At 58.7% G+C, this 23,511-nt stretch carries 25 protein-coding genes and 1 pseudogene; 20 read left to right on the top strand and 6 right to left on the bottom strand.

What is annotated here, in order from left to right; translation table 11 throughout:
• Positions 1-13: 13 nt before the first annotated feature.
• The 3 genes from acpS to pyrE are packed head-to-tail and all read right to left on the bottom strand — an operon-like array spanning position 14 to position 1,736.
• Positions 14-415: a holo-ACP synthase gene (gene acpS, locus ACN0WX_RS13945; RefSeq protein WP_417622951.1), complete on the bottom strand. Its 402-nt coding sequence runs from the start codon at positions 413-415 to the stop codon at positions 14-16.
• The gene (locus ACN0WX_RS13950; RefSeq protein ID WP_417622952.1) at positions 412-1,146 is read right to left on the bottom strand and encodes a pyridoxine 5'-phosphate synthase; all 735 of its coding nucleotides are present in this window, start codon (positions 1,144-1,146) and stop codon (positions 412-414) included. The genes acpS and ACN0WX_RS13950 overlap by 4 nt, the downstream gene beginning before the upstream one ends.
• The gene (gene pyrE, locus ACN0WX_RS13955; RefSeq protein ID WP_417622977.1) at positions 1,143-1,736 is read right to left on the bottom strand and encodes an orotate phosphoribosyltransferase; all 594 of its coding nucleotides are present in this window, start codon (positions 1,734-1,736) and stop codon (positions 1,143-1,145) included. Before pyrE ends, ACN0WX_RS13950 begins: the two co-directional genes overlap by 4 nt.
• Positions 1,737-1,975: 239 nt before the next feature.
• On the opposite strand from pyrE, the gene coxB reads away from it, so the two are divergent.
• From coxB to ACN0WX_RS14025, 14 genes are all read left to right on the top strand, one after another.
• On the top strand, positions 1,976-3,010 hold the full coding sequence (gene coxB / locus ACN0WX_RS13960; RefSeq protein WP_417622953.1) for a cytochrome c oxidase subunit II: 1,035 nt from the start codon (positions 1,976-1,978) through the stop codon (positions 3,008-3,010).
• 11 nt (positions 3,011-3,021) lie between these two features.
• Entirely contained in the window at positions 3,022-4,683 is a 1,662-nt protein-coding gene (ctaD, locus tag ACN0WX_RS13965; RefSeq protein WP_417622954.1) for a cytochrome c oxidase subunit I, read from the top strand.
• A gap of 32 nt (positions 4,684-4,715) precedes the next feature.
• On the top strand, positions 4,716-5,621 hold the full coding sequence (locus ACN0WX_RS13970) for a heme o synthase (RefSeq protein WP_417622955.1): 906 nt from the start codon (positions 4,716-4,718) through the stop codon (positions 5,619-5,621).
• Positions 5,618-5,779, top strand: coding sequence for a hypothetical protein (locus ACN0WX_RS13975; RefSeq protein ID WP_417622956.1), 162 nt, complete (start codon positions 5,618-5,620; stop codon positions 5,777-5,779). The genes ACN0WX_RS13970 and ACN0WX_RS13975 overlap by 4 nt, the downstream gene beginning before the upstream one ends.
• A complete protein-coding gene (locus ACN0WX_RS13980; RefSeq protein WP_417622957.1) occupies positions 5,779-6,366 on the top strand; it encodes a cytochrome c oxidase assembly protein in 588 nt (195 codons plus the stop codon). The genes ACN0WX_RS13975 and ACN0WX_RS13980 overlap by 1 nt, the downstream gene beginning before the upstream one ends.
• 31 nt (positions 6,367-6,397) lie before the next feature.
• On the top strand, positions 6,398-7,258 hold the full coding sequence (locus tag ACN0WX_RS13985; protein ID WP_417622958.1) for a cytochrome c oxidase subunit 3: 861 nt from the start codon (positions 6,398-6,400) through the stop codon (positions 7,256-7,258).
• A 9-nt stretch (positions 7,259-7,267) separates the two neighbouring features.
• The gene (locus tag ACN0WX_RS13990; protein ID WP_417622959.1) at positions 7,268-7,660 is read left to right on the top strand and encodes a DUF983 domain-containing protein; all 393 of its coding nucleotides are present in this window, start codon (positions 7,268-7,270) and stop codon (positions 7,658-7,660) included.
• A complete protein-coding gene (locus ACN0WX_RS13995) occupies positions 7,657-8,262 on the top strand; it encodes an SURF1 family protein (RefSeq protein ID WP_417622960.1) in 606 nt (201 codons plus the stop codon). The genes ACN0WX_RS13990 and ACN0WX_RS13995 overlap by 4 nt, the downstream gene beginning before the upstream one ends.
• Positions 8,263-8,275: 13 nt before the next feature.
• Entirely contained in the window at positions 8,276-9,679 is a 1,404-nt protein-coding gene (thrC, locus tag ACN0WX_RS14000; protein WP_417622961.1) for a threonine synthase, read from the top strand.
• The gene (locus ACN0WX_RS14005; RefSeq protein WP_417622962.1) at positions 9,672-10,556 is read left to right on the top strand and encodes a class I SAM-dependent methyltransferase; all 885 of its coding nucleotides are present in this window, start codon (positions 9,672-9,674) and stop codon (positions 10,554-10,556) included. Before thrC ends, ACN0WX_RS14005 begins: the two co-directional genes overlap by 8 nt.
• A 37-nt stretch (positions 10,557-10,593) precedes the next feature.
• Positions 10,594-10,965, top strand: coding sequence for a dihydroneopterin aldolase (locus ACN0WX_RS14010; RefSeq protein WP_417622963.1), 372 nt, complete (start codon positions 10,594-10,596; stop codon positions 10,963-10,965).
• Positions 10,962-11,729, top strand: coding sequence for an SDR family oxidoreductase (locus tag ACN0WX_RS14015; RefSeq protein ID WP_417622964.1), 768 nt, complete (start codon positions 10,962-10,964; stop codon positions 11,727-11,729). Before ACN0WX_RS14010 ends, ACN0WX_RS14015 begins: the two co-directional genes overlap by 4 nt.
• Before the next feature lie 217 nt (positions 11,730-11,946).
• A complete protein-coding gene (locus ACN0WX_RS14020) occupies positions 11,947-12,516 on the top strand; it encodes a fasciclin domain-containing protein (RefSeq protein WP_417622965.1) in 570 nt (189 codons plus the stop codon).
• Positions 12,517-12,621: 105 nt separating this feature from the next.
• Complete coding sequence (locus ACN0WX_RS14025; RefSeq protein ID WP_417622966.1) at positions 12,622-13,032, top strand: EVE domain-containing protein; 411 nt, start codon at positions 12,622-12,624, stop codon at positions 13,030-13,032.
• Between the two features lie 73 nt (positions 13,033-13,105).
• On the opposite strand, the gene ACN0WX_RS14030 is transcribed toward ACN0WX_RS14025, so the two are convergent.
• The 3 genes from ACN0WX_RS14030 to ACN0WX_RS14040 all read right to left on the bottom strand — a co-directional run bounded on the left by ACN0WX_RS14030 (position 13,106) and on the right by ACN0WX_RS14040 (position 17,823).
• Complete coding sequence (locus ACN0WX_RS14030; RefSeq protein ID WP_417622967.1) at positions 13,106-14,572, bottom strand: diguanylate cyclase; 1,467 nt, start codon at positions 14,570-14,572, stop codon at positions 13,106-13,108.
• Between the two features lie 109 nt (positions 14,573-14,681).
• Positions 14,682-16,331: a thiamine pyrophosphate-binding protein gene (locus tag ACN0WX_RS14035; RefSeq protein ID WP_417622968.1), complete on the bottom strand. Its 1,650-nt coding sequence runs from the start codon at positions 16,329-16,331 to the stop codon at positions 14,682-14,684.
• Between the two features lie 46 nt (positions 16,332-16,377).
• A complete protein-coding gene (locus tag ACN0WX_RS14040; RefSeq protein WP_417622969.1) occupies positions 16,378-17,823 on the bottom strand; it encodes an NAD-dependent succinate-semialdehyde dehydrogenase in 1,446 nt (481 codons plus the stop codon).
• A gap of 86 nt (positions 17,824-17,909) precedes the next feature.
• On the opposite strand from ACN0WX_RS14040, the gene ACN0WX_RS14045 reads away from it, so the two are divergent.
• The 6 genes and pseudogenes from ACN0WX_RS14045 to ACN0WX_RS14070 all read left to right on the top strand — a co-directional run.
• Entirely contained in the window at positions 17,910-18,830 is a 921-nt protein-coding gene (locus ACN0WX_RS14045; protein WP_417622970.1) for an SMP-30/gluconolactonase/LRE family protein, read from the top strand.
• Positions 18,831-18,839: 9 nt separating this feature from the next.
• Positions 18,840-19,535, top strand: coding sequence for a VIT1/CCC1 transporter family protein (locus ACN0WX_RS14050; RefSeq protein ID WP_417622971.1), 696 nt, complete (start codon positions 18,840-18,842; stop codon positions 19,533-19,535).
• Positions 19,532-20,179 (top strand): HAD-IA family hydrolase, encoded by a 648-nt coding sequence (locus tag ACN0WX_RS14055; protein WP_417622972.1) that lies wholly within the window; start codon positions 19,532-19,534, stop codon positions 20,177-20,179. Before ACN0WX_RS14050 ends, ACN0WX_RS14055 begins: the two co-directional genes overlap by 4 nt.
• 140 nt (positions 20,180-20,319) lie before the next feature.
• Complete coding sequence (locus tag ACN0WX_RS14060) at positions 20,320-21,096, top strand: type II secretion system protein N (RefSeq protein ID WP_417622973.1); 777 nt, start codon at positions 20,320-20,322, stop codon at positions 21,094-21,096.
• On the top strand, positions 21,096-23,246 hold the full coding sequence (gene gspD / locus ACN0WX_RS14065; protein ID WP_417622974.1) for a type II secretion system secretin GspD: 2,151 nt from the start codon (positions 21,096-21,098) through the stop codon (positions 23,244-23,246). The genes ACN0WX_RS14060 and gspD overlap by 1 nt, the downstream gene beginning before the upstream one ends.
• Positions 23,243-23,511, top strand: a pseudogene (locus tag ACN0WX_RS14070) (type II secretion system protein GspE); the annotation flags it as partial. The gene gspD and the pseudogene ACN0WX_RS14070, both read left to right, overlap by 4 nt.

Raw genomic sequence — 23,511 nt, forward strand, 5'->3', positions numbered from 1 at the left:
GCGAAGCGCTTTTTTATCGGGGGTGAGCTTCAATGATCACGAAGGCTTGTGCCCATGGATGATCGTCGGTGAGTGTGAGATGAACAAAGGCTTCATATCCTGCCGGTGTCAGCGCGTCGAGCCGTTTCTTCGCGCCGCCGGTCAGGGCAAGCGTCGGCGCACCGCTCTTGGCGTTGGTCACGCCGATGTCCCGCATGAAGACGCCGGCGCGAAAGCCGGTGCCGACCGCCTTGGAATAGGCTTCCTTGGCGGCGAAGCGCTTGGCGTAGGTGCCGGCCTTTGTGAACGGGCGCCGGGCGGCCTTGGCGCGTTCCAGCTCGGTGAAGACGCGCATTTCAAACCGCTCGCCGAAGCGGTCGAGCGAATTCTGGATGCGCTCGATATTGCAGAGGTCGGAGCCCAATCCTATTATCACCGCGCATCATCCATCAGCGCGCGCATCTGCCTGATGCTGCCATCCAGCCCGCTGAATATGGCCTCGCCAACCAGGAAATGGCCGATATTCAGTTCCGCCAGTTGCGGAATCGCGGCAATCGGCACGACATTGTCGAAGGTCAGCCCGTGACCGGCATGGGGTTCGATGCCGTTTTTCGCCGCCAGAGCTGCGGCATCGGCGATCCGGCGGAGTTCGGCTTCGCGCTCGGCGCCGGTGAGCGCGGCATAATGGCCGGTATGGAATTCGACCACTGGCGCGCCGAGGCGGATGGCGGCCTCGACCTGCCGCGGGTCGGGTTCGATGAACAGGCTGACACGGATATTGGCGTTGCGCAGCTGACCGACAAAATCGGCCAGCCTGTTGTGCAGGCCCGCCGCATCCAGCCCGCCCTCGGTGGTCCGCTCCTCGCGGTTTTCCGGGACGATGCAGGCGGCGTGCGGCTTGTGGCGTAGCGCAATTTCCAGCATTTCGTCGGTTGCCGCCATTTCCAGATTGAGCGGGATGGTCAGCTTGTCCATCAGGACGGTCAGATCATCATCGCGGATATGACGCCGGTCCTCGCGCAGATGGGCGGTGATCCCGTCAGCGCCGGCTTCGGCTGCAACCAGCGCTGCGCGCACCGGTTCGGGATGGTCGCCACCGCGCGCGTTGCGGATGGTCGCGACATGGTCGATATTGACGCCCAGTCTGAGATGGTTCGGGGCGCTCACGCCGGAGATGATTCCGCGCGGCTGCCGGGCTTGGTTGCGGGAATGGCGGCCAGTTCGGGAGGCAGTTCGTCGGCGGCGTAGGATGGCACGTCGAGCGTTACCAGCGGGAAGAAGGGCACATCAAATTGCGCTGCCCCGTTGGAACGGTCGACCAGCGCGCCCGCGGCAATCACGTCGCCGCCGGCTTCGCGGATCGCCTGAATTGCTTCGCGGGAGGACAGGCCGGTGGTGACGACATCTTCCATCATCAGCACTTTCTGCCCCGGTTCCAGCCGGAAGCCGCGGCGCAGCTCGAACGTGCCCTCGGGCCGTTCCAGGAAAAGCGCGTCGAGTCCGAGCGCACGACCCATTTCATGGCCGATAATCACACCGCCCATGGCCGGGGAGACGACGATATCGATCGACCGGCGGATCGCCTGGGGGATTTTTGCCGTCAGCGCCTCGGCCATCCGCGCCGCGCGTACCGGATTCATCAGCAGCCGCGCGCATTGCAGATACTGGCTGCTGTGGCGGCCGGAGGAGAGGAGGAAATGGCCGCGCAACAGGGCGTCACAACTTTGGAATTCGGCTAAAATCTCGTCTTCTGTCAATGTTTCATCCCGGCCTGTTTTGGTTCGTTCTGCCCAGATGGACATATCGGCACCGCATTGCCAGAAAAATTAAAGGCAAAAAACTGAAAAAATATCTATTCGGTAGCTTGAGGCTTGCGACATCCATGCCTATAAGCCGCCGCAATCGGACTGATTTCAGACCGGGCTTTGTGATTCCCATTGCTTAGTCAATACTGAAAAACTACCGAAACTTGGGGTAAGATAGGGTTGAGCGATATATGACTCATTTTGTGAAAGCTTGGATTCTGGCCATCGGCCTGATTCTCACGCCGACGGCATTGTCGGCGCAGGATGCGCTGCCAGCAGCACCGGTGGTAGAACCGGCGGCAACCAGCGGTCTGGAATCTGCGGACGTACCGGCAGCAGCGGAAGCCGGAACATCTGGACTGGATCCCGAACTCTATACGCCGATGAAGCCCACGCCGGGCATTGGTATGCCCGTCAACGGTGGTATCGATTTTCAGGAGCAATTCAGCGAGACCGGCCAGCAGGCCCACTGGATCAATAACGCGATCCTGATCCCGATGATGGTTGGCGTCAGCCTGCTTGTGCTCGTCCTGTTGTTCTGGGTTGTTGTCCGCTTCCGTCGCGGCGCCAATCCGGAACCATCCAAAACCACCCATAACACGTTTATCGAAATTATCTGGACGCTGATTCCCGTGCTTATTCTGGTGGTTATCGCGGTGCCTTCGATCAGCCTGCTCGCTCAGCAATTTGAGCCGGCACCAGAAGATGCGCTGACGGTCAAGGTAACCGGTTACCAATGGTATTGGGGGTATAGCTATCCCGACAATGGCGGTTTCGAAGTCATTTCGAACATGCTGCCGAAAGAAGAGGCTGAAGCGCGCGGCGAGCCTTTTCAGCTGGCTGCCGACAACCGTCTGGTCATTCCGGTCGGCAAGCCGGTCAAGATGCTGATCACTGCGGCTGACGTGATCCACAGCTTTGCCGTTCCTTCGGCCTGGTTCAAGCTGGATGCCGTTCCCGGCCGGATCAATGAAAAGGTTCTCAAGATCGACCGTGAAGGTGTTTATTATGGCCAGTGCTCGGAGCTTTGCGGCGCGCGGCACGGGTTCATGCCAATCACCATCGAGGTGCTCTCGGAAGAGAAGTTCAACAACTGGGTTCGTGCCAATGGCGGAACGGTCAAAGGGGAGGCGGCAGAGCCTGCCGCGCCGGAAGCCGTCGAAACTGCGGCAAATGATATGATAACCGAAAATGCGCCTGCTTATGCAGCCGCTGCGACCAACTGAGGGTTAGAGCAATGACAACAATCACAGCAGATGGCCATATCGATGATCATGCGCATGATGCGGATCACAAGCCAGCCTTTTTCCAGCGCTGGTTCATGTCGACCAACCATAAGGATATCGGTACCCTTTACCTGATATTTGCAATTGTCGCGGGCATTATCGGTGGTGCGATTTCCGGCCTGATGCGGTTGGAACTCGCCGAGCCGGGCATTCAGTATCTGCAGGCCTGGGCAACGATTTCCAACGGCAGCGAAGCGTCGCTGGACCAGGCCTATCACCTTTGGAACGTGCTGATTACGGCACATGGTCTGATCATGGTCTTCTTCATGGTCATGCCGGCAATGATTGGCGGTTTCGGCAACTGGTTCGTGCCGCTGATGATCGGTGCGCCGGACATGGCCTTTCCGCGGATGAACAATGTCAGTTTCTGGCTGCTTGTTCCTGCCCTTCTGCTGCTTCTGGGGTCGTCTTTCGTTCCCGGCGGCACGGGTAACGGTGCGGGTACTGGCTGGACGGTCTATGCGCCGCTCTCGACCAGCGGGTCCATTGGTCCGGCAGTCGATATGGCGATCCTCTCGCTCCATCTGGCGGGTGCTTCTTCCATTCTCGGGGCGATCAACTTCATCACCACCATCTTCAACATGCGCGCGCCGGGTATGACCCTGCACAAAATGCCGTTGTTTGTCTGGTCGGTGCTGGTAACCGCATTTCTGCTGCTTCTGGCGCTCCCCGTGCTTGCCGCAGCGATTACAATGCTGCTGACCGACCGTAATTTCGGTACGACTTTCTATGATGCTGCGGGTGGCGGTGATCCGGTGCTGTATCAGCATCTGTTCTGGTTCTTCGGGCACCCGGAGGTCTACATCATGATCCTACCCGGTTTCGGCATGATCAGCCATATTGTCGCGACCTTCAGCCGCAAGCCGGTTTTTGGTTACCTCGGCATGGCCTATGCGATGGTTGCCATCGGTGTGGTCGGCTTTGTGGTCTGGGCGCACCATATGTTCACCACCGGGATGTCGGTTAACGTGAAAATGTATTTCACCGCGGCCACCATGGTGATCGCGGTGCCGACCGGCATCAAGATCTTCTCGTGGATCGCAACCATGTGGGGCGGCTCGATGACTTTCAAGACGCCAATGATGTGGGCGCTTGGCTTCATCTTCATGTTCACCGTCGGCGGGGTGACCGGCGTCGTGCTGGCCAATGGCGGTATTGATGACAACCTCCACGATACATATTATGTGGTTGCTCACTTCCACTATGTGCTGTCGCTGGGTGCGGTCTTCTCGATCTTTGCCGGCTTCTACTACTGGTTCCCGAAAATGTCGGGCCGGATGTACAGCGAATTGCTGGGGCAGCTCCATTTCTGGATCTTCTTCATCGGTGTAAATATCCTGTTCTTCCCGCAGCATTTCCTCGGACAGCAGGGCATGCCACGTCGCTATGCCGACTATCCGGAGCAGTTTGCCTACTGGAACCAGATCAGCTCGCTCGGCTATGCCGTGATGCTGGTTGGTGTGCTGATTTTCTTCGTGAACATCGGTTACGCCTTGCTGGCGGGCCGGAAAGTGGAAGGCAATTACTGGGGTGAAGGTGCAACGACGCTGGAATGGACCTTGTCCAGCCCGCCGCCGTTCCACCAGTTCGAAACCCTTCCCCAGATCAAGTGATCTGAGGACGAGCCGAAAGCCTGGAAAGCAAAATGACCACTGCGTCACAAACCATACAAGGCCTGGCCAGCGCAAAGGATCTCTTTGCGCTGACCAAGCCGCGCGTGATGTCGCTGGTCATATTCACCGCGCTGTGTGGTTTGCTGGCGGCACCGGGGTCGATTCATCCGGTCATCGGTTTTACCGCGATCCTCGCGATCAGTCTCGGAGCAGGGGCTTCGGCCGCGCTTAACCAATGGTATGAGTCGGATATTGACGCGATCATGAAGCGGACGCAAAACCGTCCGCTGCCGGCCGGCCGGATGGACCGTGAAACCGCGCTGCATTTCGGTATCGGATTATCGGTTTTTTCGGTGCTGCTGATGGGCGTGGCGGTGAACTGGTTCAGCGCTGCTTTTCTCGCTTTCTCGATCTTCTTCTACGCTGTGGTTTACACCATCTGGCTAAAGCGCAGCACGCCGCAGAATATCGTGATCGGCGGGGCCGCTGGTGCCTTCCCGCCCGCGATTGGCTGGGCTGCGGTGACCGGCGATGTCACGCTGATGCCGATCCTGCTGTTCGCGATCATCTTCTTCTGGACGCCGCCGCATTTCTGGGCGCTCGCGCTGTTCGTGAACAGCGACTATTCGAAAGCTGGCGTGCCGATGATGCCGGTGGTTGCTGGTCGCCAGTCGACCCGCAAACAGATTTTTGCCTATAGTCTGGTCCTTGCTGCGGTCGCTATTGCCCCCTTTGCTCTTGGTCTGGCCGGAGCAGTTTATGGCAGCGCCGCGATAGTGCTGAGCGTGATCTTCTGTGCGCTTTCCCTGCAGGTTGCCCGGAGCAAGACAACCGACCCGGCGGACATGGCAGCAGAAAAGCGCCTGTTCAAATTCTCGATCCTTTACCTTTTCGCGCTGTTTGCAGCCGTGGTTGCTGACCGGTTGATCGCCCTATGAGCGAGATTGATGACAGCAAGGCGCCGATGAGCCCCGAGGAACAGAAAGTCTATCAGGCGCGGCAAAAACACCGCGCCATCATCATGGCCGGTCTGCTGCTGTTCATGGTTGTGCTATTCTACCTGATCACCATCGTTAAAATTGGATCGGGCTCCTGATGGCGACCGCGCAAGCCTCTCTTTCGGGTAAAAATCGTCGCAGTGCCATATTGGCCGCGTTGATGGGGCTTGGCATGCTCGCTTTGGGCTTCGCTGCCGTGCCGCTTTACGAGGTTTTCTGCCGGGTCACTGGCTATGCCGGCACCACCCAGAGGGTGGACGAAGCACAGGCCGCAACCGTGCAGTCTACCGGCAAGGTAATGTCGATCCGTTTTGATTCCAACGTCAATTCCGCGCTTCCCTGGTCGTTCAAACCAGAGCAGGCGGTCGACCATGTCAGTGTTGGTGCGCGCGATATGGCAATTTTTCTGGCGACCAACAATAGCGACGAACCGGTTGTTGGTACCGCAACATTCAATGTGACGCCGCTGCTGGCAGGGCAATATTTCAACAAAATCCAGTGCTTCTGCTTCAGCGAGCAATTGCTGAAACCGGGCCAGACGATGCGGATGCCGGTGCTATATTATGTTGATCCGGCAATTCTCGACGATCCGGAAACAAAGGATATCAAGGAAATCACCCTCAGCTACACCTTTTATCGTTCCAAGGACGCGCAGGCGCTAGACGGCGGTGAAGGCGATAGCTAAGAGAAATTTGAGACAAGGTTAGGGAAATACTATGGCCGGTGCCAAAAATCATGATTATCACATATTGCCGCCAGACATCTGGCCGCTGGTTGGTTCGTTTTCCGCGTTTGTCATGGCCATCGGCGGCATACGCTGGATGCACGACATGGCTTTCGGCGGGCTTATTTTCTACGTCGGTCTTGCGGCGGTCGGCCTGACCTTTTTCGCCTGGTGGTCCAATGTCATCAAGGAGGCCCATGCGGGCGACCATACACCGGTGGTGCAGTTACACCTGCGTTACGGGATGATCCTGTTCATCGCCTCTGAAGTCATGTTCTTCGTGGGCTGGTTCTGGGCCTGGTTTGATTTCTCGCTCTTCCCGCAGCCGATTGAAATGGTTGATGGCATCACCACCAATTATATCGGTCAGGATGGCGCGGCGGCACTGCTGCAATGGCCGCCCAAGGGCATCGAAGTGCTCAACGCCTTTGAACTGCCTTTGCTCAATACGATGATCCTGCTGTGTTCCGGTACAACCGTCACCTGGGCCCATCATTCACTCATCAACGGCGACCGCAAGGGCCTGATCACCGGCCTGTGGCTGACGATCATTCTTGGTGCATTGTTCTCGGCAATTCAGGCCTATGAATATAGCGTTGCACCATTCCCGTTTGCTGGCCTCAACTATAGCTCGGCCTTCTATATGGCGACCGGCTTCCACGGCTTCCACGTATTGGTTGGTACAATCTTCCTGATCGTCTGTCTGGTACGGGCCTATAAGGGGCATTTCACCCCGCAGCAGCATTTCGGCTTTGAAGCAGCGGCCTGGTATTGGCATTTTGTCGATGTCGTCTGGTTGTTCCTGTTCATTGTCGTTTATGTCTGGGGCGGCTGGGGCGCTCCGGTCCACTAGGCCGCGGTGTTGAACGATACCGAAAATAAAAAAGGGCAGCCGGATGTTCTTCCCGCTGCCCTTTTTGGTCTCTGCCCCCATTGCGGGCAAAAGACATTATTTGCCCATCTGACCAGATTTTCCGACAAATGCCGAGCCTGCGGTCTCGACTATAGCCGCTATAATGTTGGCGATGGGCCGGCGGCTTTCCTGACCTTGATTGTCGGTGGTCTGATCCTCGCGCTGGCGCTTTTCGTCGAACTGAATTTTCAGCCCCCGCTCTGGGTGCATGTCCTGCTCTGGTTTCCGCTGACCAGCGCGGCGGTGATCGGCGCGCTGAGGGTGTCGAAGGCGTTGTTGCTGATATTGGAACATCGCAACCAGGCCCATGAAGGCAGCATAGACGATAGCAACGCGCAATGAAAAAAAGTCTGCCGATATTGGGCACGCTGCTTGTTCTTGCGGCAGTAGCAATCATGGTCGCGCTTGGCATATGGCAGCTACAGCGGGCAGAATGGAAGAATGGCCTGCTCGAAACCTATGCGGCAGCAACCGATTTGCCAGCGATTGCTTATCCCGCCTTTCCAAGCGAGAAGGATGCGCCCTATTTTCGTCAATCGAGTGTCAATTGTCTCGAAGTCATTGGTTGGCGATCCACCAGCGGGCGCAGTGCCACCGGCAAGTCAGGCTGGGCGCATATCGCCCAATGCCGGACCGCAGGCGCGGAAGGACCCGGCGCGCAAATAGTCATCGGCTGGTCCACCAGACCGGACGATCCGGAATGGAACGGCGGCATGGTGGAAGGAATCATTGCGCCTGACAGCCAGTATATCATCCGTCTGGTGGCTAGCGAACCGGTGGCCGGACTGCAAAAAAATCAGCCGCCCGCGCTGGAGGATGTTCCAAACAATCACATGTCCTACGCCGTTCAATGGTTTTTGTTTGCCGCTATCGCGCTGATCATTTATCTTCTCGCGCTGCGGGGGCGTAACAAGGGCGTTGCCCAATCGGGCAACTTGTCCTAACCCGCTCGCCATCATGGATTATATCTCGACCCGAGGCGCTGCGCCTGCATTGAATTTCGAACAAGTGACACTGGCGGGACTGGCCGGCGATGGTGGACTTTATGTACCGGAATCATGGCCTTCCTTCAGCAAGGCCGAGATTGCCGCCATGGCGGGACTTTCCTATGTGGAGGTGGCCGTCCGGGTGATGAAGCCTTTCATTGGCGACGCGCTCGATGAAGCGGAGCTGCGCGAACTGTGCGATCAGGCCTATGGTCGCTTCGCCCATGCCGCAGTGACCCCTCTGGTCCAACTGGATGGACGGCAATGGCTGCTCGAGCTGTTCCATGGCCCGACTCTGGCTTTCAAGGATGTCGCCCTGCAAATGCTTGGCCTGTTGTTCGAGAAATTTCTCGCCCGCCAGGACAAGCATCTGACGGTAGTGGGTGCGACATCGGGTGATACCGGATCGGCGGCGATTGATGCGCTGGCCGGGCGTGACAAGGTCGATATCTTCATGCTCCATCCCGATGGCCGGATATCCGATGTCCAGCGGCGGCAGATGACCACGGTGCGCGCGCCCAATGTCCACAATATCGCAATTGATGGCAGCTTCGATGATGCCCAGGCGATGGTGAAGCGGATGTTTGCCGACCAGGAGGTCACCAGCCGCTTTTCGATCTCGGCGGTTAATTCGATCAACTGGGCGAGGCTGATGGCGCAGGTGGTCTATTATTTTTACGCTGCCAGCCAACTGGGCGCACCACATCGCAAGATTGCCTTTTCGGTACCGACAGGCAATTTTGGTGATGTCTTTGCCGGCTATGTTGCTGCGCGCATGGGGCTGCCGGTCGAGCGGCTGATCGTCGCGACCAATGTAAACGACATACTTCACCGGGCACTCAGCGCCGGGGATTATTCGACCGGAAGCGTCACCCCGACCGCAGCGCCGTCGATGGATATCCAGGTGAGCAGCAATTTCGAACGGCTGCTGTTCGATCTGGAAGGCCGCGACGGAACCAAGACAGCTGACCGGATGGCGGCCTTTGAACGCAGTCACAATATGCAGCTGGAACCCGGCATGCGGGAGACGGCAGCGGCGGTGTTCACCAGTCATCGTGTTGATCCCGACGAAATGGCTATCGCCATGCGCTGGGCGCACGAGGAAGCCGGGCAGGTGATCGATCCGCACAGCGCAATCGGTCTTTCGGCGGCGCAAAATGCTGCGATCGATCCTGCGGTTCCGGTGGTGACGCTGGCTACCGCCCATCCGGCGAAATTTCCAGACGCGGTCGAACGCGCCACGGGCATCAGGCCGGCGTTGCCGCGCCGCGTGGGGGATCTGTTTGACCGGGAAGAAAAATACACGAAATTGCCGGGTGACTATGACTCGGTGAAAGCATTCATCATGTCTAACGCCACACCGTCCAATGGCTGAAACCACCACAGCACCGATCCTGATGATCAGCGAGCCGCGCAGTGACTATGCGCTGGTGGATTCCGGCCATGGCCGCAAGCTCGAGCGATATGGCAAATATCATTTCATTCGCCCCGAACCCCAGGCAATGTGGGCACCGGCCAGCGACGACTGGCAGGCCGATGGCGAATTTATACCGGCGTCCGACGAGGATGGCGGCGGGCGCTGGCATCTGGGCAAGAATGTGCCGGCGGACGGCTGGCAGCTGGACTGGGAAGAGGTTCGCTTCACCGCGCAATGCACGCCGTTCCGGCATCTCGCCTATTTCCCGGATATGGATCCGGTGTGGCGCTGGATCCGCGGAGAGCTCCGGGATGTCGAATCGCCGCAGGCGATGAATCTCTTTGGCTATACCGGTGTCGGAACGCTGGCCTTGTCTGCAGCGGGGGCCAGTCTGGTCCATGTCGATGCATCGAAGAAATCCGTAACCGCTGCGCGTGACAATGCCGCCCTCTCCGGCATGACCGATCGCCCGATCCGCTGGATCATCGACGATGCCGCCAAATTTGCGGCCCGCGAAGTGCGCCGCGAACGGCGCTATGACGCCATCCTCCTCGATCCGCCAAAATATGGGCGCGGACCGGATGGAGAAATCTGGCGGCTGGAGGAACATCTCGCCGGGCTGGTCGACGATTGCGGAAGACTGCTCGATGCCGATAGCCGCTGCCTGTTCCTCACCGTCTATGCTGTGCGCATGTCGGCGCTGGCGCTAGGATCGCTGCTCAACGAGAAGCTGGCCCATCTGGGCGGCACAATCGAGGTCGGCGAACTTGCCGTGCGGGAAGAGGCGCGCGGCTTGCTGCTGCCGACGGCGATATTCGCGCGCTGGTCGGCCTGACTTGCCATTTGGGCCGGAACATGGTCAGAGACTGCGCATGACAGATACATTGCTTTTGGAAGTCAACGATCTCGATGTTGACGTGCTCACCGGAATCTATTCCGAAGAAACGCATTTGCCGCAGCCATTGCGCATCTCGATCGCGGCGGAACTGAAGGTGCAGGAACGCTATGAAGCGGACACGCCACTCGACCATTCCAAAAACTACATGGATCTCAAGCATGCCGCGACCGACGCGCTGCCGGAGGGTGTGCATTTCAAGCTGATTGAGGCGGTGGCCGATCATATCATCGAAACGCTGTTTCTGCAGGACAAGAATATTCTCCGGGTCACGGTGAAGATCGTCAAGTTGCTGATCTCCGAAAAAGGCGAGCAGATCGGTATTACGCTCAGCCGGGGCAGGCGATGACCCGACCGCTCGCGCTCGTAACCGGCGGCGTGAAGCGGGTAGGTGCGGCGATTGCCGCGCGGCTGGCCGAATCCGGCTATGCGCTCGCGCTCCACGGCAATAGCGATGCCATTCCCGAGGACCAGCTGGCCGAAACGCTTCGGGAAACAGGGTGCGACTGGCGCGGATTCCAGCAGGATTTTCTGGACGACGGGGCTGCCGAATCCTTGATGGAAGAGCTTGTCAGCCATTTTGGCCGGGCACCGGCATTGGTGGTGAACAGCGCCTCGATATTCGGACAAGATGATATTGACGGGATCAGCGAACAGCAGCTCCGCGACCATTTCCGAATCAACAGCATTGTTCCGATGCTGCTGACCACGGCCCTGCATCATCGTCGGCCGACGGAAGGCGAGAGAGCCTGCGTCATTCACATCCTCGATCAGCGGGTTCGCAACCCCAATCGTGATCAGTTGAGCTATACGCTCTCCAAACAGGCTCTGGCCGGATCGGTCCGATCGCTCGCCGTCGCCTGTGCCGACAAGCTCCGGGTGAATGGCATCGCGCCGGGCCTGACGCTGACGGCGGGAGAATATAGCGATCAGCAGCTGGCCAATATCACGGCGATGATGCCGCTCGACCGACTGCCGGATCCGGCAGATATTGCCGATGCTGTCCTCTATCTGGCCCACGCAAAAGCGGTCACCGGACAGACTATCTATGTCGATAGCGGTGCCAATCTGAAAGGATTTGATCGCGATTTCGTCCACCTCGGCACGGACTGATTGCGTAGAATTCTAGCGGTTAAGACGGAATTTTCAGCGGTCTGTCGCTTGGGCGGCTTTTCCCTATTCAAGCGAAGCTGGCCATTTACCGGTTTTTTTTCGCAACGGGATTGCGATTCATTTCTGACCTCCCTACCAGACTGAACTTTCTCCATGAACTTCATCGCACGTTCACCGCATGGTGCGGAAAACGGGCGTATTACAAGAAAGGAAATTCATGTTTAACGCCCCCAAATTCATGCTGGCATCGGCTCTGTTGGCGCTGGTACCGGCTTGCTCTTCTGAACTGAGCGAAGAAGAACAGCAAATTCTCGACGCGCGGCTTGCCGAGGAACACCAGCCCACCAATCTGATTGCCGTATTGCAGGCCAATCCCGACCTCAGCACCGCGAGCACCCTGGTTGGTTTGTCCGGCGTTGGTGTTGAACTGAGCGATGAAGGCACGTTTACCGCATTTGCCGCAACCAACGAAGCGTTTAACAAGATGGATGCCGAACAACTGAGCGGATTGCTGTCTGTCGACAATAAGGACAAATCGGCAAATGTTGCGAAATATAGCCTGATCAAGGGCAGCATGACCTCTGCAGACATTGCCAAGGCGATTGCCGAAGGCGGCGGCACCGCCAGTATCGCCAGCTTGCAGGGCACGGCGATCAAGGCCTCGATGGAAGGCGACCATATCATCCTCGAGGATGGTGCGGGCAACAAGGCGCGCGTTATTACCGCCGATGTCAAATCCAGCGGCGGCACGCTGCACATCATCGACAATGTCCTGATGCCCGGCTGAGTGCGACTGTCAGACGACAAGCAAGGCCTCGCTGGAAAGCGGGGCCTTTTTTGTTGGAGCCGGGTCGGCTAGGTTCGCGGTACCGTTGCAGGAAAGGACGCGGATATGCCCCAATATTGGTTGATGAAATCGGAACCGGATGAATATGGCTGGGATGATCTGGTTGCCGAGGGCGAAGGCACCTGGGATGGCGTCAAAAATGCGCAGGCTTCCAACAATATGAAGGCGATGAAGAAAGGCGATCAGGTCTTCTTCTACCATTCGCGCCAGGGGCTGGAAGTGGTTGGCATCATGGAAGTGAGCGAAGAGGCTTCGCCCGATGTGACGACCGACCCGGACCGCTGGGTCGTGGTCAAGGTGAAGCCGGTGCGCAAACTGGCGAGGCCGGTGCCGCTCAAGGCAATGAAGCAGAATCCGGAGTTGAAGGACCTGGCGATCATTCGACAGACAAGGCTGTCGGTCGCACCGGTCACGCAGAACGAGTGGGAAGCGATTTTGGCGATGGGCGAGGGCTAGCGCCTGCTATGGCTGAACGATCCGGTGCTGGTTTGGAGGCTGGCTGCTTCCGCAACTGCCGGGCAAGACCAGGTCAGGCCGCGATTTCTAAGCGATTCCGTCCACCATTTTTGGCAGCATAGAGCGCATTGTCTGCCAGCAGCAACATTTCTTCCAGATCGCGAGACCCGAAACTTTCCGCCAATCCTGCGCTAACCGTCACGCTGATATCGGGATTGACCAGCCGCGCATCCATTATCGCGAGACGCAACAGATCCACATGCATTTTCGCTTCTGTGATCGTGGAACCGGGCATTAAAATCAAAAATTCCTCACCGCCAATACGTCCTATCAAATGGTTCCCTGACTTGCTGCGCTTGACGATCTGGCCGATCATGCGGAGTATCTCATCGCCGACGGCATGACCGAACTGGTCATTCACGGATTTGAATTTGTCGACATCGAAGAGGGCGATTGAAAACACGGAACCTGTTGACCGGGCGCGCTGCAGGGCCTGTTCACATTTTTCCATGATATGGCGCCTTGACGCGAGTCCGGTCAGGTCATCTCGAGCAAGCAACCGGATTTTTTGCAGCTTCACTTCCTCGGCTTTTCGATGATTTTCTTCAGCCATGTGGCGTAGCAGTTTCTCATGCTGGATAATCTCATCGACCTTCTGCTGCCTGTCGGCCAGCAGCGAAGCGATGGGCAGTGCCAGCATCAGCTGGCTGGCGATATAGGCTTGCAACACGAATATCTGTGTGATCGGATTGGCATCCAGTCCGGCAATCGGGCCGTAGCCGGAGATGGTACAAAATTCCGCCACGATGGCGGAGATCAGGGTCGCAACCATCCCGCCCAGCGGTCCGAAGCGAAACACTGCCACAAAAAGCGGTATTGCTGAAAGGAACAATAGCGGAACCACGGACTGGGCAAGCGCAAGTGTCGAAACGGTAAAGACCAGCAACATAGCCCCTGCAAATTCCATTCGCCGGTTGCTTGGCCAGTTATATTTCTCGGCACCTGTCAAAGTGGCGTGAATGATATTGAAGCAAGGCAAGAAAATAAGCAGACCAAGCAAATCGGATCCAAACCAGGAGATCCATGCGTCACCAAATTCCGCCGTGTTGCCCAGCGACGCTGTCGTCGCCGAAATCGCGCTTACCATAACTGCGACCAGTCCGAATTTGATCAGTTGCGCAGGATTATAGAGGCCGGTTCTGGGAAAGCCGAGACGCACGATGATATGATATGCCAGCATCGCTTCAAGCACGTTTGATACTGCATAGATTATGGATGTTTGCAGCGCGAATCCGGAGATCAGATTGACCGCTGAGCTCGCCAGCAAGACGCTCAGCCCATAGAATATATGCTCATCTCGGGGAAAAATCATCAACAGGAACACGAGGCAGGCATTGGCCGACCAAAGGGCCGCATATCCACCAGTATAGTTTGACGCCGCGATTACGATCAGCGAATTGAAGCTGAACATTGCTGTAACAAATGCGGTGCGCGCAATAATGTGCCGAATGCCGGTAAAATCCGAAGCCAAAATTTGCAAGATCGTCCCCAATATAAGACGCAATTCGTCCTTGCAGAAGGCAATCGGCGCAAAAGGCTAAGCGATTACTAACATAACAACAATTTACATCTTGGACTCCGGTCGATTGTCACCGTCGCAACCCGCTTACCGTCGCGCCGGCCGCCGTCAGAAACTCGACATCGGTTTTCAGGTGCAGCAACCGCAGCCCCTTTTGCGCCATCGCTTCTGCCAGCGCCGGTGCGAATTCGCCGCTGCTCTCCACCGTCGCGCTCCATCCGCCATAAGCTTTCGCCAGTGCGGCAAAATCGGGATTCTTGAGCGAGGTCGCCGATAATCGTGCGGGATATTCGCGTTCCTGGTGCAGGCGGATGGTGCCGAAGCTGCCATTGTCGATCACCAGGACGAGCAGATTGGCCTCATATTGGATCGCCGTGGCGAGTTCCTGGCCGTTCATCATGAAGTCGCCGTCTCCCGCCAGTGCGACGACGGTGCGTTCCGGGAAGCGCAGGGCGGCAGCGACCGATGCAGGGACGCCGTAACCCATGGCACCAGATGTCGGAGCGAGCTGGCTGGGGAAATTGCCATATTTCCAGTAGCGGTGCCACCAGCCGGAGAAATTGCCGGCGCCGTTGCAGATGATCGCATCGGCGGGGAGTTGCTCCTGCATCGCCGCAACGCAGGGGCCGAGATCAAGCCTGGCTGCGGTCGCTTCCGGCGTGGCCCATGCGAGATAGTCCTTATGCGCCGCCTTGCCCGCATCAAAGCTCAGCAGATCATCTTCCCACAGCGCCGCCTGTTCGGCAAATTCATTCATCTCGGCGCAGATTGGCAAGTCGGTGCGATAGACATGGTTGAGCTCGTCCGGATCGGGGTGGACATGGACGAGAATCTGGTCGGGATGGTCCGGTGTGATCAGCGTATAGCCGTCGGTCGTGGCCTCGCCGAGCCGTGCGCCCACGGCAAGCACCAGATCGGCATCCCTGATCCGCTGGACCAGCTTGGGATTGGGGCCATAGCCGAGATTGCCGGCATAGACCGGACTCTCATTGGGGAAATTATCCTGCCGCCGGAAGGCGACCGCCACGGGCAGGCCGATGCGCTCGGCATATTGGGCGAAATAATGGGTGGCCTTGGCGCTCCATCCCGCGCCGCCGATTATGGCAACCGGGTCGGTGGCATCGCGCAGCATGTCGGTGAGCGTGGTCATCGCGTCGGGGCAGAGCGGCTGGGCCGGGGCGACCACCTTGGGCCGGTCGAGCGCCTCGACGGTGTCGCGGAGCATATCTTCGGGCAGCGCCAGCACTACCGGGCCGGGGCGGCCCGAACTGGCGGTATCAAAGGCGCGCGCGATATATTCCGGAATCCGCGCGGCATTGTCGATCCGCGCTGCCCATTTGGCCAATGGTGTGAACATCGCGGTGAAATCGACTTCCTGAAAGCCTTCGCGGTCGCGGTCGTTGCGGGCGACGTCGCCGATGAACAGGATCATCGGCGTGCTGTCCTGCATCGCGGTGTGGACGCCGATGCTGGCATTGGTCGCGCCGGGGCCGCGGGTGACAAAGGCGATGCCGGGCGCGCCGGTCATCTTGCCATCGGCCTCGGCCATGAAGGCGGCGCTGCCGTCCTGCCGGGTGGAAACGGTCTGGATCGTGCCGCAGTCGTGGAGTGCGTCGAGGACGGAAAGAAAGCTTTCGCCGGGCACGGTGAAGATGCGATCGGTGCCCTGAATGACCAGCTGGTCGACGAGAATTTGTGCCCCGGTGCGTTTTTTCATCATTTTCTCTCCTTGCTCACCCGTCCTTCTCCCCCACGGGAGAGGGGATTCAAGCCTGATGGATCGCTTTGGTCACCATATAGGCTTTCAGTCCGTCCGGTCCGTCTTCCGACCCGTGGCCGCTTTCCTTGACCCCGCCAAAGGGGGCATCGCCGGGGCTGACGGTCAGATTGTTGATCGCCACCATACCGGCTTCGATCTTGTCTCCGACCAGATTGGCGGTGCGCAGGTTTTCGGTAAAGGCATAGGCCGCCAGCCCCAGCGGCAGGCGATTGGCCTGATCAATGGCTTCGTCGAGCGTGTCAAAGGGCCGCATCACGGCGACTGGTCCGAACGGTTCCTCGTTCATGATAGCGGCGTCGAGCGGGACGTGGGACAGCACGGTGGGATCAAAGAAAAACCCCTTGTCGCCGCGTCGTTCGCCGCCGAGCCGGACATCCGCGCCGCGGGTTCGCGCATCCTCGATCATCGCACCCATGGCGCTGGGCCGGCGCGGGTTGGCGAGCGGACCCATGTCGACAGCATCAAAGCCGTCGCCGACGCTGACCTTCCGGGCGCGTTCGGTGAAGGCTTTTTCAAACCGGTCATAAATGCCGGACTGGACATAGAAGCGGGTCGGCGAGACACAGACCTGACCGGCGTTGCGGAATTTGCCGGTCACCACCAGATCGAGCGTCTTTTCCAGATCACAATCATCGAAAACCAGCACCGGTGCATGGCCGCCCAGTTCCATGGTCGTGCGCTTCATGCCCTCGGCCGCGAGTTTCATCAGATGCTTGCCGACCGGCACCGAGCCGGTGAAGCTGACCTTGCGAATCACCGGCGACGCAATGAGATGGCTGGAGACTTCCGCCGGATCGCCAAAGACGACCTGGGCGACACCCGCCGGCAGGCCCGCGTCGACCAGACAGCGGATCATCTCGATCGGGCTGGCCGGGGTTTCTTCTGCGGGCTTCAGAATGATCGAGCAGCCCGCGGCAATTGCCGGCGCCAGCTTGCGCACCGGCGTGAAGACCGGGAAATTCCAGGGACTGAACGCCGCCACCGGGCCGACCGGCTGATATTTCACGAAACTATTCTGGCCAGCGGGCCGCACCAGGACGCGGCCATAGCAACGCTTGGCTTCCTCGGCCATGATATCGAAATGGCTGGCCGATGCTGTGACTTCGCCGACCGCCTGGGCCAGCGGCTTGCCCTGCTCGTAAGTCATCAGGCGGCCGATTTCCGGGGCCCGCTCGCGCATCAGGTCGGCGGCCTTGTGGAGAATCGCGGCACGATCGGCCACCGGCGTATCGCGCCAGACCGGAAAGGCGCGGTCCGCTGCGTCCAGGGCGCGGTCGAGATCGGCTGTCGTCGCTTTGGGCAAATCGGCAATCGCTGCGCCGGTCGCCGGATTGACGACCTGATGGATCGCACGGTCCTCGCCATCGATCCATTCGCCATCGATATGGAATTGCAATTTTCGGGGATAAGCATTGGATAGCGTTGCGGACATAGTTGCTCCTGAAACTGTCTGTGTTGGTACTAGACTTGTCACCGGTTTCCCGCAATGATTGTGACCAAATTGGAGAGGATATAGTCATGGAAATTGTTACCGACGGTCTGCGTTTCCCGGAAGGACCGATTGCGATGCCGGATGGCAGTGTCATATTGGTCGAAATCGAGGCCCGGCAGCTTACCCGGGTCTTGCCGGACGGTAGCAAGACTGTCGTTGCCAAGACCGGAGGCGGTCCCAACGGGGCGGCAATGGGCCCGGACGGCAAAATCTATATCTGCAACAACGGCGGCTTTGAATATCATGATGAAGACGGCTTTCTGACTCCCGCCGGGATCGCGCAAGACTATGTCGGCGGCAGCATCCAGCGGGTCGATCCGGATACGGGTGAAGTCGAGACGCTGTACAAGGACGGCGATTTCGGCTGCATCCTGCGCGGTCCCAATGACATCCAGTTCGATGCCCATGGCGGCTTCTGGTTCACCGATCACGGCAAGATCGACTATGCAAAACGCTGCCACGACATCGTCGGAATTTTCTATGCCAAGGCCGACGGCAGCCATCTGGAAGAGGTGATTTTCCCGTCGAACAATCCCAATGGTGTCGGTATCTCGCCGGACGGGAAGACGCTCTATGCTGCTGAAACCTACACGTGCCGCCTGATGAAATTCAACATCACCGCACCGGGCAAGGTTGCCCCCGATGCAGGACCGGGTGGCCCGGGCATTCCGCTCTACCGGCCATCGGGCTATAAATTTTTTGACAGTCTCGCGATGGAGGAATGCGGCAATATCTGCGTTGCGACCATCGGTGAAAGCGGCATCAGTGTGATTTCGCCCGAAGGCGAGCTGGTCGAATTTGTCCCGACGCCGGATATTTTTACCACCAATATCTGCTTTGGCGGGGAAGACATGATGGATGCCTGGATCTGTCTGTCGGCGACCGGAAAGCTGGTCAAGACCCGCTGGAAACGGCCGGGGCTGAAGCTGGAATATCTCAACAAATAGGATAGGCCCTTGTCAAGATTACATGATGAATCACACCTGCTGGAACGGGTCGGCTGGTTGCGTGCCGCCGTATTGGGAGCGAATGACGGGATTGTCTCGACGGCTAGTCTGATTGTCGGGGTAGCTGCTGCGGCGACTTCGCAGCAGACGATATTGCTGACCGCTTTCGCCGGCCTGGTGGCTGGGGCCATGTCGATGGCGGCGGGCGAATATGTTTCGGTCAGTTCCCAGGCGGATAATGAAAAAGCCGAGCGGGCCAAGGAAGCCTGGGAACTGGAAAACCAGCCCAAGGCGGAGCGGCTGGAGCTGATAACAATATACAAGAACCGGGGGCTGACCAGCGACCTTGCGGAACAGGTTGCCGACCAGATGACGGCGCATGATGCGCTGGGCACACATTTGCGCGATGAGCTCGGCTTGACCAAGCATTTCTCTGCAAAGCCATTGCAGGCGGCGGCTGCTTCTGCTCTGGCTTTTGCGGCTGGCGCCTTGCTGCCCGTAATCCTTGCTGCGCTGTTGAGCGGCGAGATGCTGATCTGGGTTGTGTCGGGGGCGGCGCTATTGTTGCTTGCAGCTTTGGGGGCGACCGGGGCGCTGCTTGGCGGGGCGCCGGTCGTGCGGCCTGTTGTCCGGGTCACTTTCTGGGGTGCTGCGGCCATGGCTGCGACTGCGGCGATCGGATCGATTTTTGGAGCTGTTGTATGAATGTCCAGGCCGTAATTTTTGATTTTGGCGGGGTGATCACATCCTCCCCCTTTGAAGCGTTTAACCGTCTGGAGGCAGAGCGCGGTGTACCGCAGGACAGTGTCCGGCGGATCAACAGCGCCAATCCCGATAGCAATGCCTGGGCTCGTTTTGAACGGGCGGAAATCGATTCCGCCGGTTTTGACGAAGCCTTTGCGCTGGAAGCGCGCGCGCTCGGGATCGAACTGCGCGGTGCCGATGTTCTGGCGCGGCTGGCTGGCGATGTGCGCCCGCGAATGGTCGCAACGCTCGATCGCCTGAAGGCCGAAGGGTTTATGATCTCGTGCATCACCAACAATGTCCCGGCGGGCAAAGGGGCGGGCATGGCGATGGATGATGAAAAGGCGACCGCAGTCGCCGCGATCATGCAGCGCTTCGATCATATTATCGAGAGCAGCAAGGCCGGGATCCGCAAACCGGACCCGCGCATCTACCGGATGATGTGCGAGGCGCTGGACGTCGAGCCGGCGCGCTGCATTTATCTTGATGATCTCGGGATCAACTGCAAACCGGCGGCGGCACTCGGTATGGCTGCGATCAAGGTGTCCGCCGAACAGCAGGCACTGGATGATCTCGGGGCATTGTTGAGCATGCAATTGCCCTGATGCCTTTTGCCAAATCGAATAATCCTGTAATATTTTCGTCATCAATGAGTCGTCGAACGGTCGCGAAATCGCTATAGCGCGACGGGATTGCAAGGTTGCGGGGATTCGTGGGTAACAGCTTATCAGATCGATTTGGCGTCATGACCCGCTGGTTCAACCGGCAGGGTATCTATCCCATATTATTCGCCTTATTGTTAGTTTTGCTAGTCGTTCAGGTGATAAGACTGATCTGGCTGATCGTGACGCCGCTGGGCCCGGTGGGTGACTATCGCGCCGATGCTGTGCAAGTGCTTTCGCCGCAATCACGGCTTACCCTGTTCAGCAGCTTTGACCCCTTTTTCCGCGATGGCGCAGCGCAAACCGCGAATGTGGTTACCTCGCTGCAACTGACGCTCTACGGGATTCGCATGAATGAAGCATCGGGGCTGGGTTCGGCGATATTGTCGGGCCCGGATGGTGTGCAGGAAAATTACGTGGTCGGTGAAGAGATATTGTCCGGGGTCACGTTGAAGAGCGTTGAATTTGATCATGTTGTCATCAATCGCGGCGGGGTCTTGGAGAGCCTTTATATCGACCAGTCGATACCCGCGCAAACGGTCGGTACAGACGAGCCGGTACCACCGGTCGCTCCCGTGTCCGGCAGCAATGAAATACCCGGCGTCGCGGCGCTGGCACCGCGCAACGAACAGGGCCGGATTACCGGTATCGTGCTGTCTCCGCTGGGCGACGGCAGCCTGTTCAACAGCGCCGGTTTTCGCAATGGCGACATCATCGTATCAATCAATGGCAATCCGGTTGGCTCGGCCGGCGATATCGAGACGCTGAAGAGCCAGATCAAACCCGGCGCGCGCCTGTCCGTGGAAGTCGAGCGCGGCGCCAATACCGTACCCGTCGCTGTCAATCTGGGAGCCCAGTAATGCGTAGTTTATTCGCCCGGATCGTAGCGGTCCTTGCTCTTTGTGCCAGCCTGTCGGCCGTACCGGCTTCTGCCCAGCATACGCTGAATGTCCGCGATGCCGACATTCGCGCCTTTGTCCAGGATGCGGCGCGCGTAACGGGAAGAACCTTCATTATCGACAGTCGGGTGCAGGGCAAGGTGTCGGTGGTTACTGACCGGCCGCTCAGCCGCTCGGAATATTTCGAGATTTTCCTGTCGACTCTGCGTGCCAATAATCTGGTCGCCATTCCGACAACGCGTGGTGCCTATCGTATCCAGCCCGCCGATGGCGCGGCTTCCCAGCCGACCCGGATCGGCTCTCGCGGTGCCGAGGCCAACCAGTTGGTCACGGAAGTGGTGCGGCTCAAGTCGATTGTCGCCTCCGAGGCGCTCGAAACCTTGCGTCCACTGGTCAGCAGACAGGGTTCCATCACAGCCAATCGCAACGCGAACAGCCTGGTGATCGTCGATTATGCCGACAATATCCGGCGAATCCGCAGTCTGGTCGGGGAGATAGACCGCGACAGTGCTGCCAGCACTATCATCACTCTGAAAAATGCCGGCGCCCGGGAAATCGCAACCTCGCTCCAGACTTTGGCGGCACAGGGCGGCGGCGAGGGATTGCGCGCGCCGGTTACGGTGGTGCCGATCGACAGCAGCAACAGCATCGCCCTGCGCGGTGATCCCGGCGCAGTGGCGCGTTTTGCGCAAATGGCGCGGGACCTGGATAAAGGCGCGGAATCGGGTACCGAGATACGCGTCCACCGGCTTGACTATGCCAATGCCGAGCATCTCTTGCCGGTGATCGAGAATCTGCTGGGTAACGGCGGTGCAAGCGGTGGTTCGGCTACGGTTGTGGCCGCAGGCAACGGGGAGGGCGCGGCGGCGCCCGCTACCAGTGGCGGTGGCAATGGCATTGCCAGCCGGGGGCCGTCGATTGTCAGCCGTCTGGAAGGAACCAATGCGATCATTGTTGCCGCCAATCCTGACGTCCAGCGGATGATCGGCGAACTGATCCGCCAGCTCGACACCCGTCAGGAACAGGTGGTTGTCGAGGCGATCATCGTTGAAATTTCGGAATCCCTCGCCCGCGAACTGGGTGTGCAATGGCTGGTCGGCGGGAAAGATGTACCCTTTGCGGTGACCAATTTCTCCAATGCCTCGCCCAATATTGTCGATGTTGCGGGCGGATTGCTGGCCGATCAGTTTGACACGACAACGACCACGACGACCGATACCGCAACCACCGTGACCACGAACAGTGCGGTAGGCGATGCGCTGCGGCAGAATGCGGCCGATGCCGTGCTGGCCGCGCGCGGCGGTTTTGGCGGTTTCGCGACCAGCCTCGGTGGCAGTGCGGTGCTGGGTGCGATCATCAATGCGGTTCAGTCGGACACCGACAGCAATGTGCTTTCGACGCCGTCACTGACCGTCAATAACAACCTCAAGGGCAGCATATTATTCGGTCAGGAAATTCCGGTTTCGACCGGCGAAGCGCTGTCGGGCAATTTCGACAATGCCTTCCGCACGATCCAGCGACAGAATGTCGGGATAGAGCTGGAAGTGACGCCGCAGATCAACGCCGGTGACGAGGTGCGGATGGAATTGCGCCAGCAGGTCAGTTCGATTGCCGGGCCGGTTTCCGACGATTTCAACGAGCTGATCATCAACAAGCGGGAAATCAACACGACCGTCACCGTTGGTGATGGCGAGATTATCGCGCTGGGTGGTCTGCTCGACGACAACGAGCGGCGCACGATCCAGAAAGTCCCGTTTCTGGGTGATATTCCGGTCCTGGGTGAATTGTTCAAATCGCGCGGAAAATCGCGGGTCAAAACCAATTTGATGGTTTTCATCCGTCCGACGATCCTCAAGGATCCCCATGATGCGCGGCGTTTTTCGAGCGCACGCTATGGTTATATCCGCGGACGCCAGCTGATCCAGAGTCCCGATCAGGAGCCATCGCTCGATGCACTGGTTCGCGACTATCTCGGGACCGTACCACCGTCTGTTCCGTCGCGGCCGGACGACCAGATCATCTATGCACCGGGCGATGTCCCTGCGGTCAGGGATAGCGGCATGATTGAGCAAACCCCGTTACCGGCGAGCGAGACACGCGGAAACGAATGATGGAAATTGCCCGGGGAACAGAGGCTGTTGTTTCCGAAGCCGATGACGGGCCCGGGATGGTTCCGGCGGTCAAGGACCTACCCTATACCTATGCGCGGGATCACGGTGTGTTGCTGCAGTCGATGGACGGCGAGCGGGCCTCGATCGCGCTGCGCGGGGGTTCCGATCCCTCGGCCCTGCTGGAGGTACGGCGTTATCTGGCGTTGCCTTTTGATGTCGAGATGGTCGACGGGCCGGCGTTCGAGAAGCTGCTCAGCGCGCATTA

This window comes from Parasphingorhabdus sp. (genome assembly GCF_048269915.1).
In the GTDB taxonomy this organism is placed as follows: Bacteria; Pseudomonadota; Alphaproteobacteria; order Sphingomonadales; family Sphingomonadaceae; genus Parasphingorhabdus.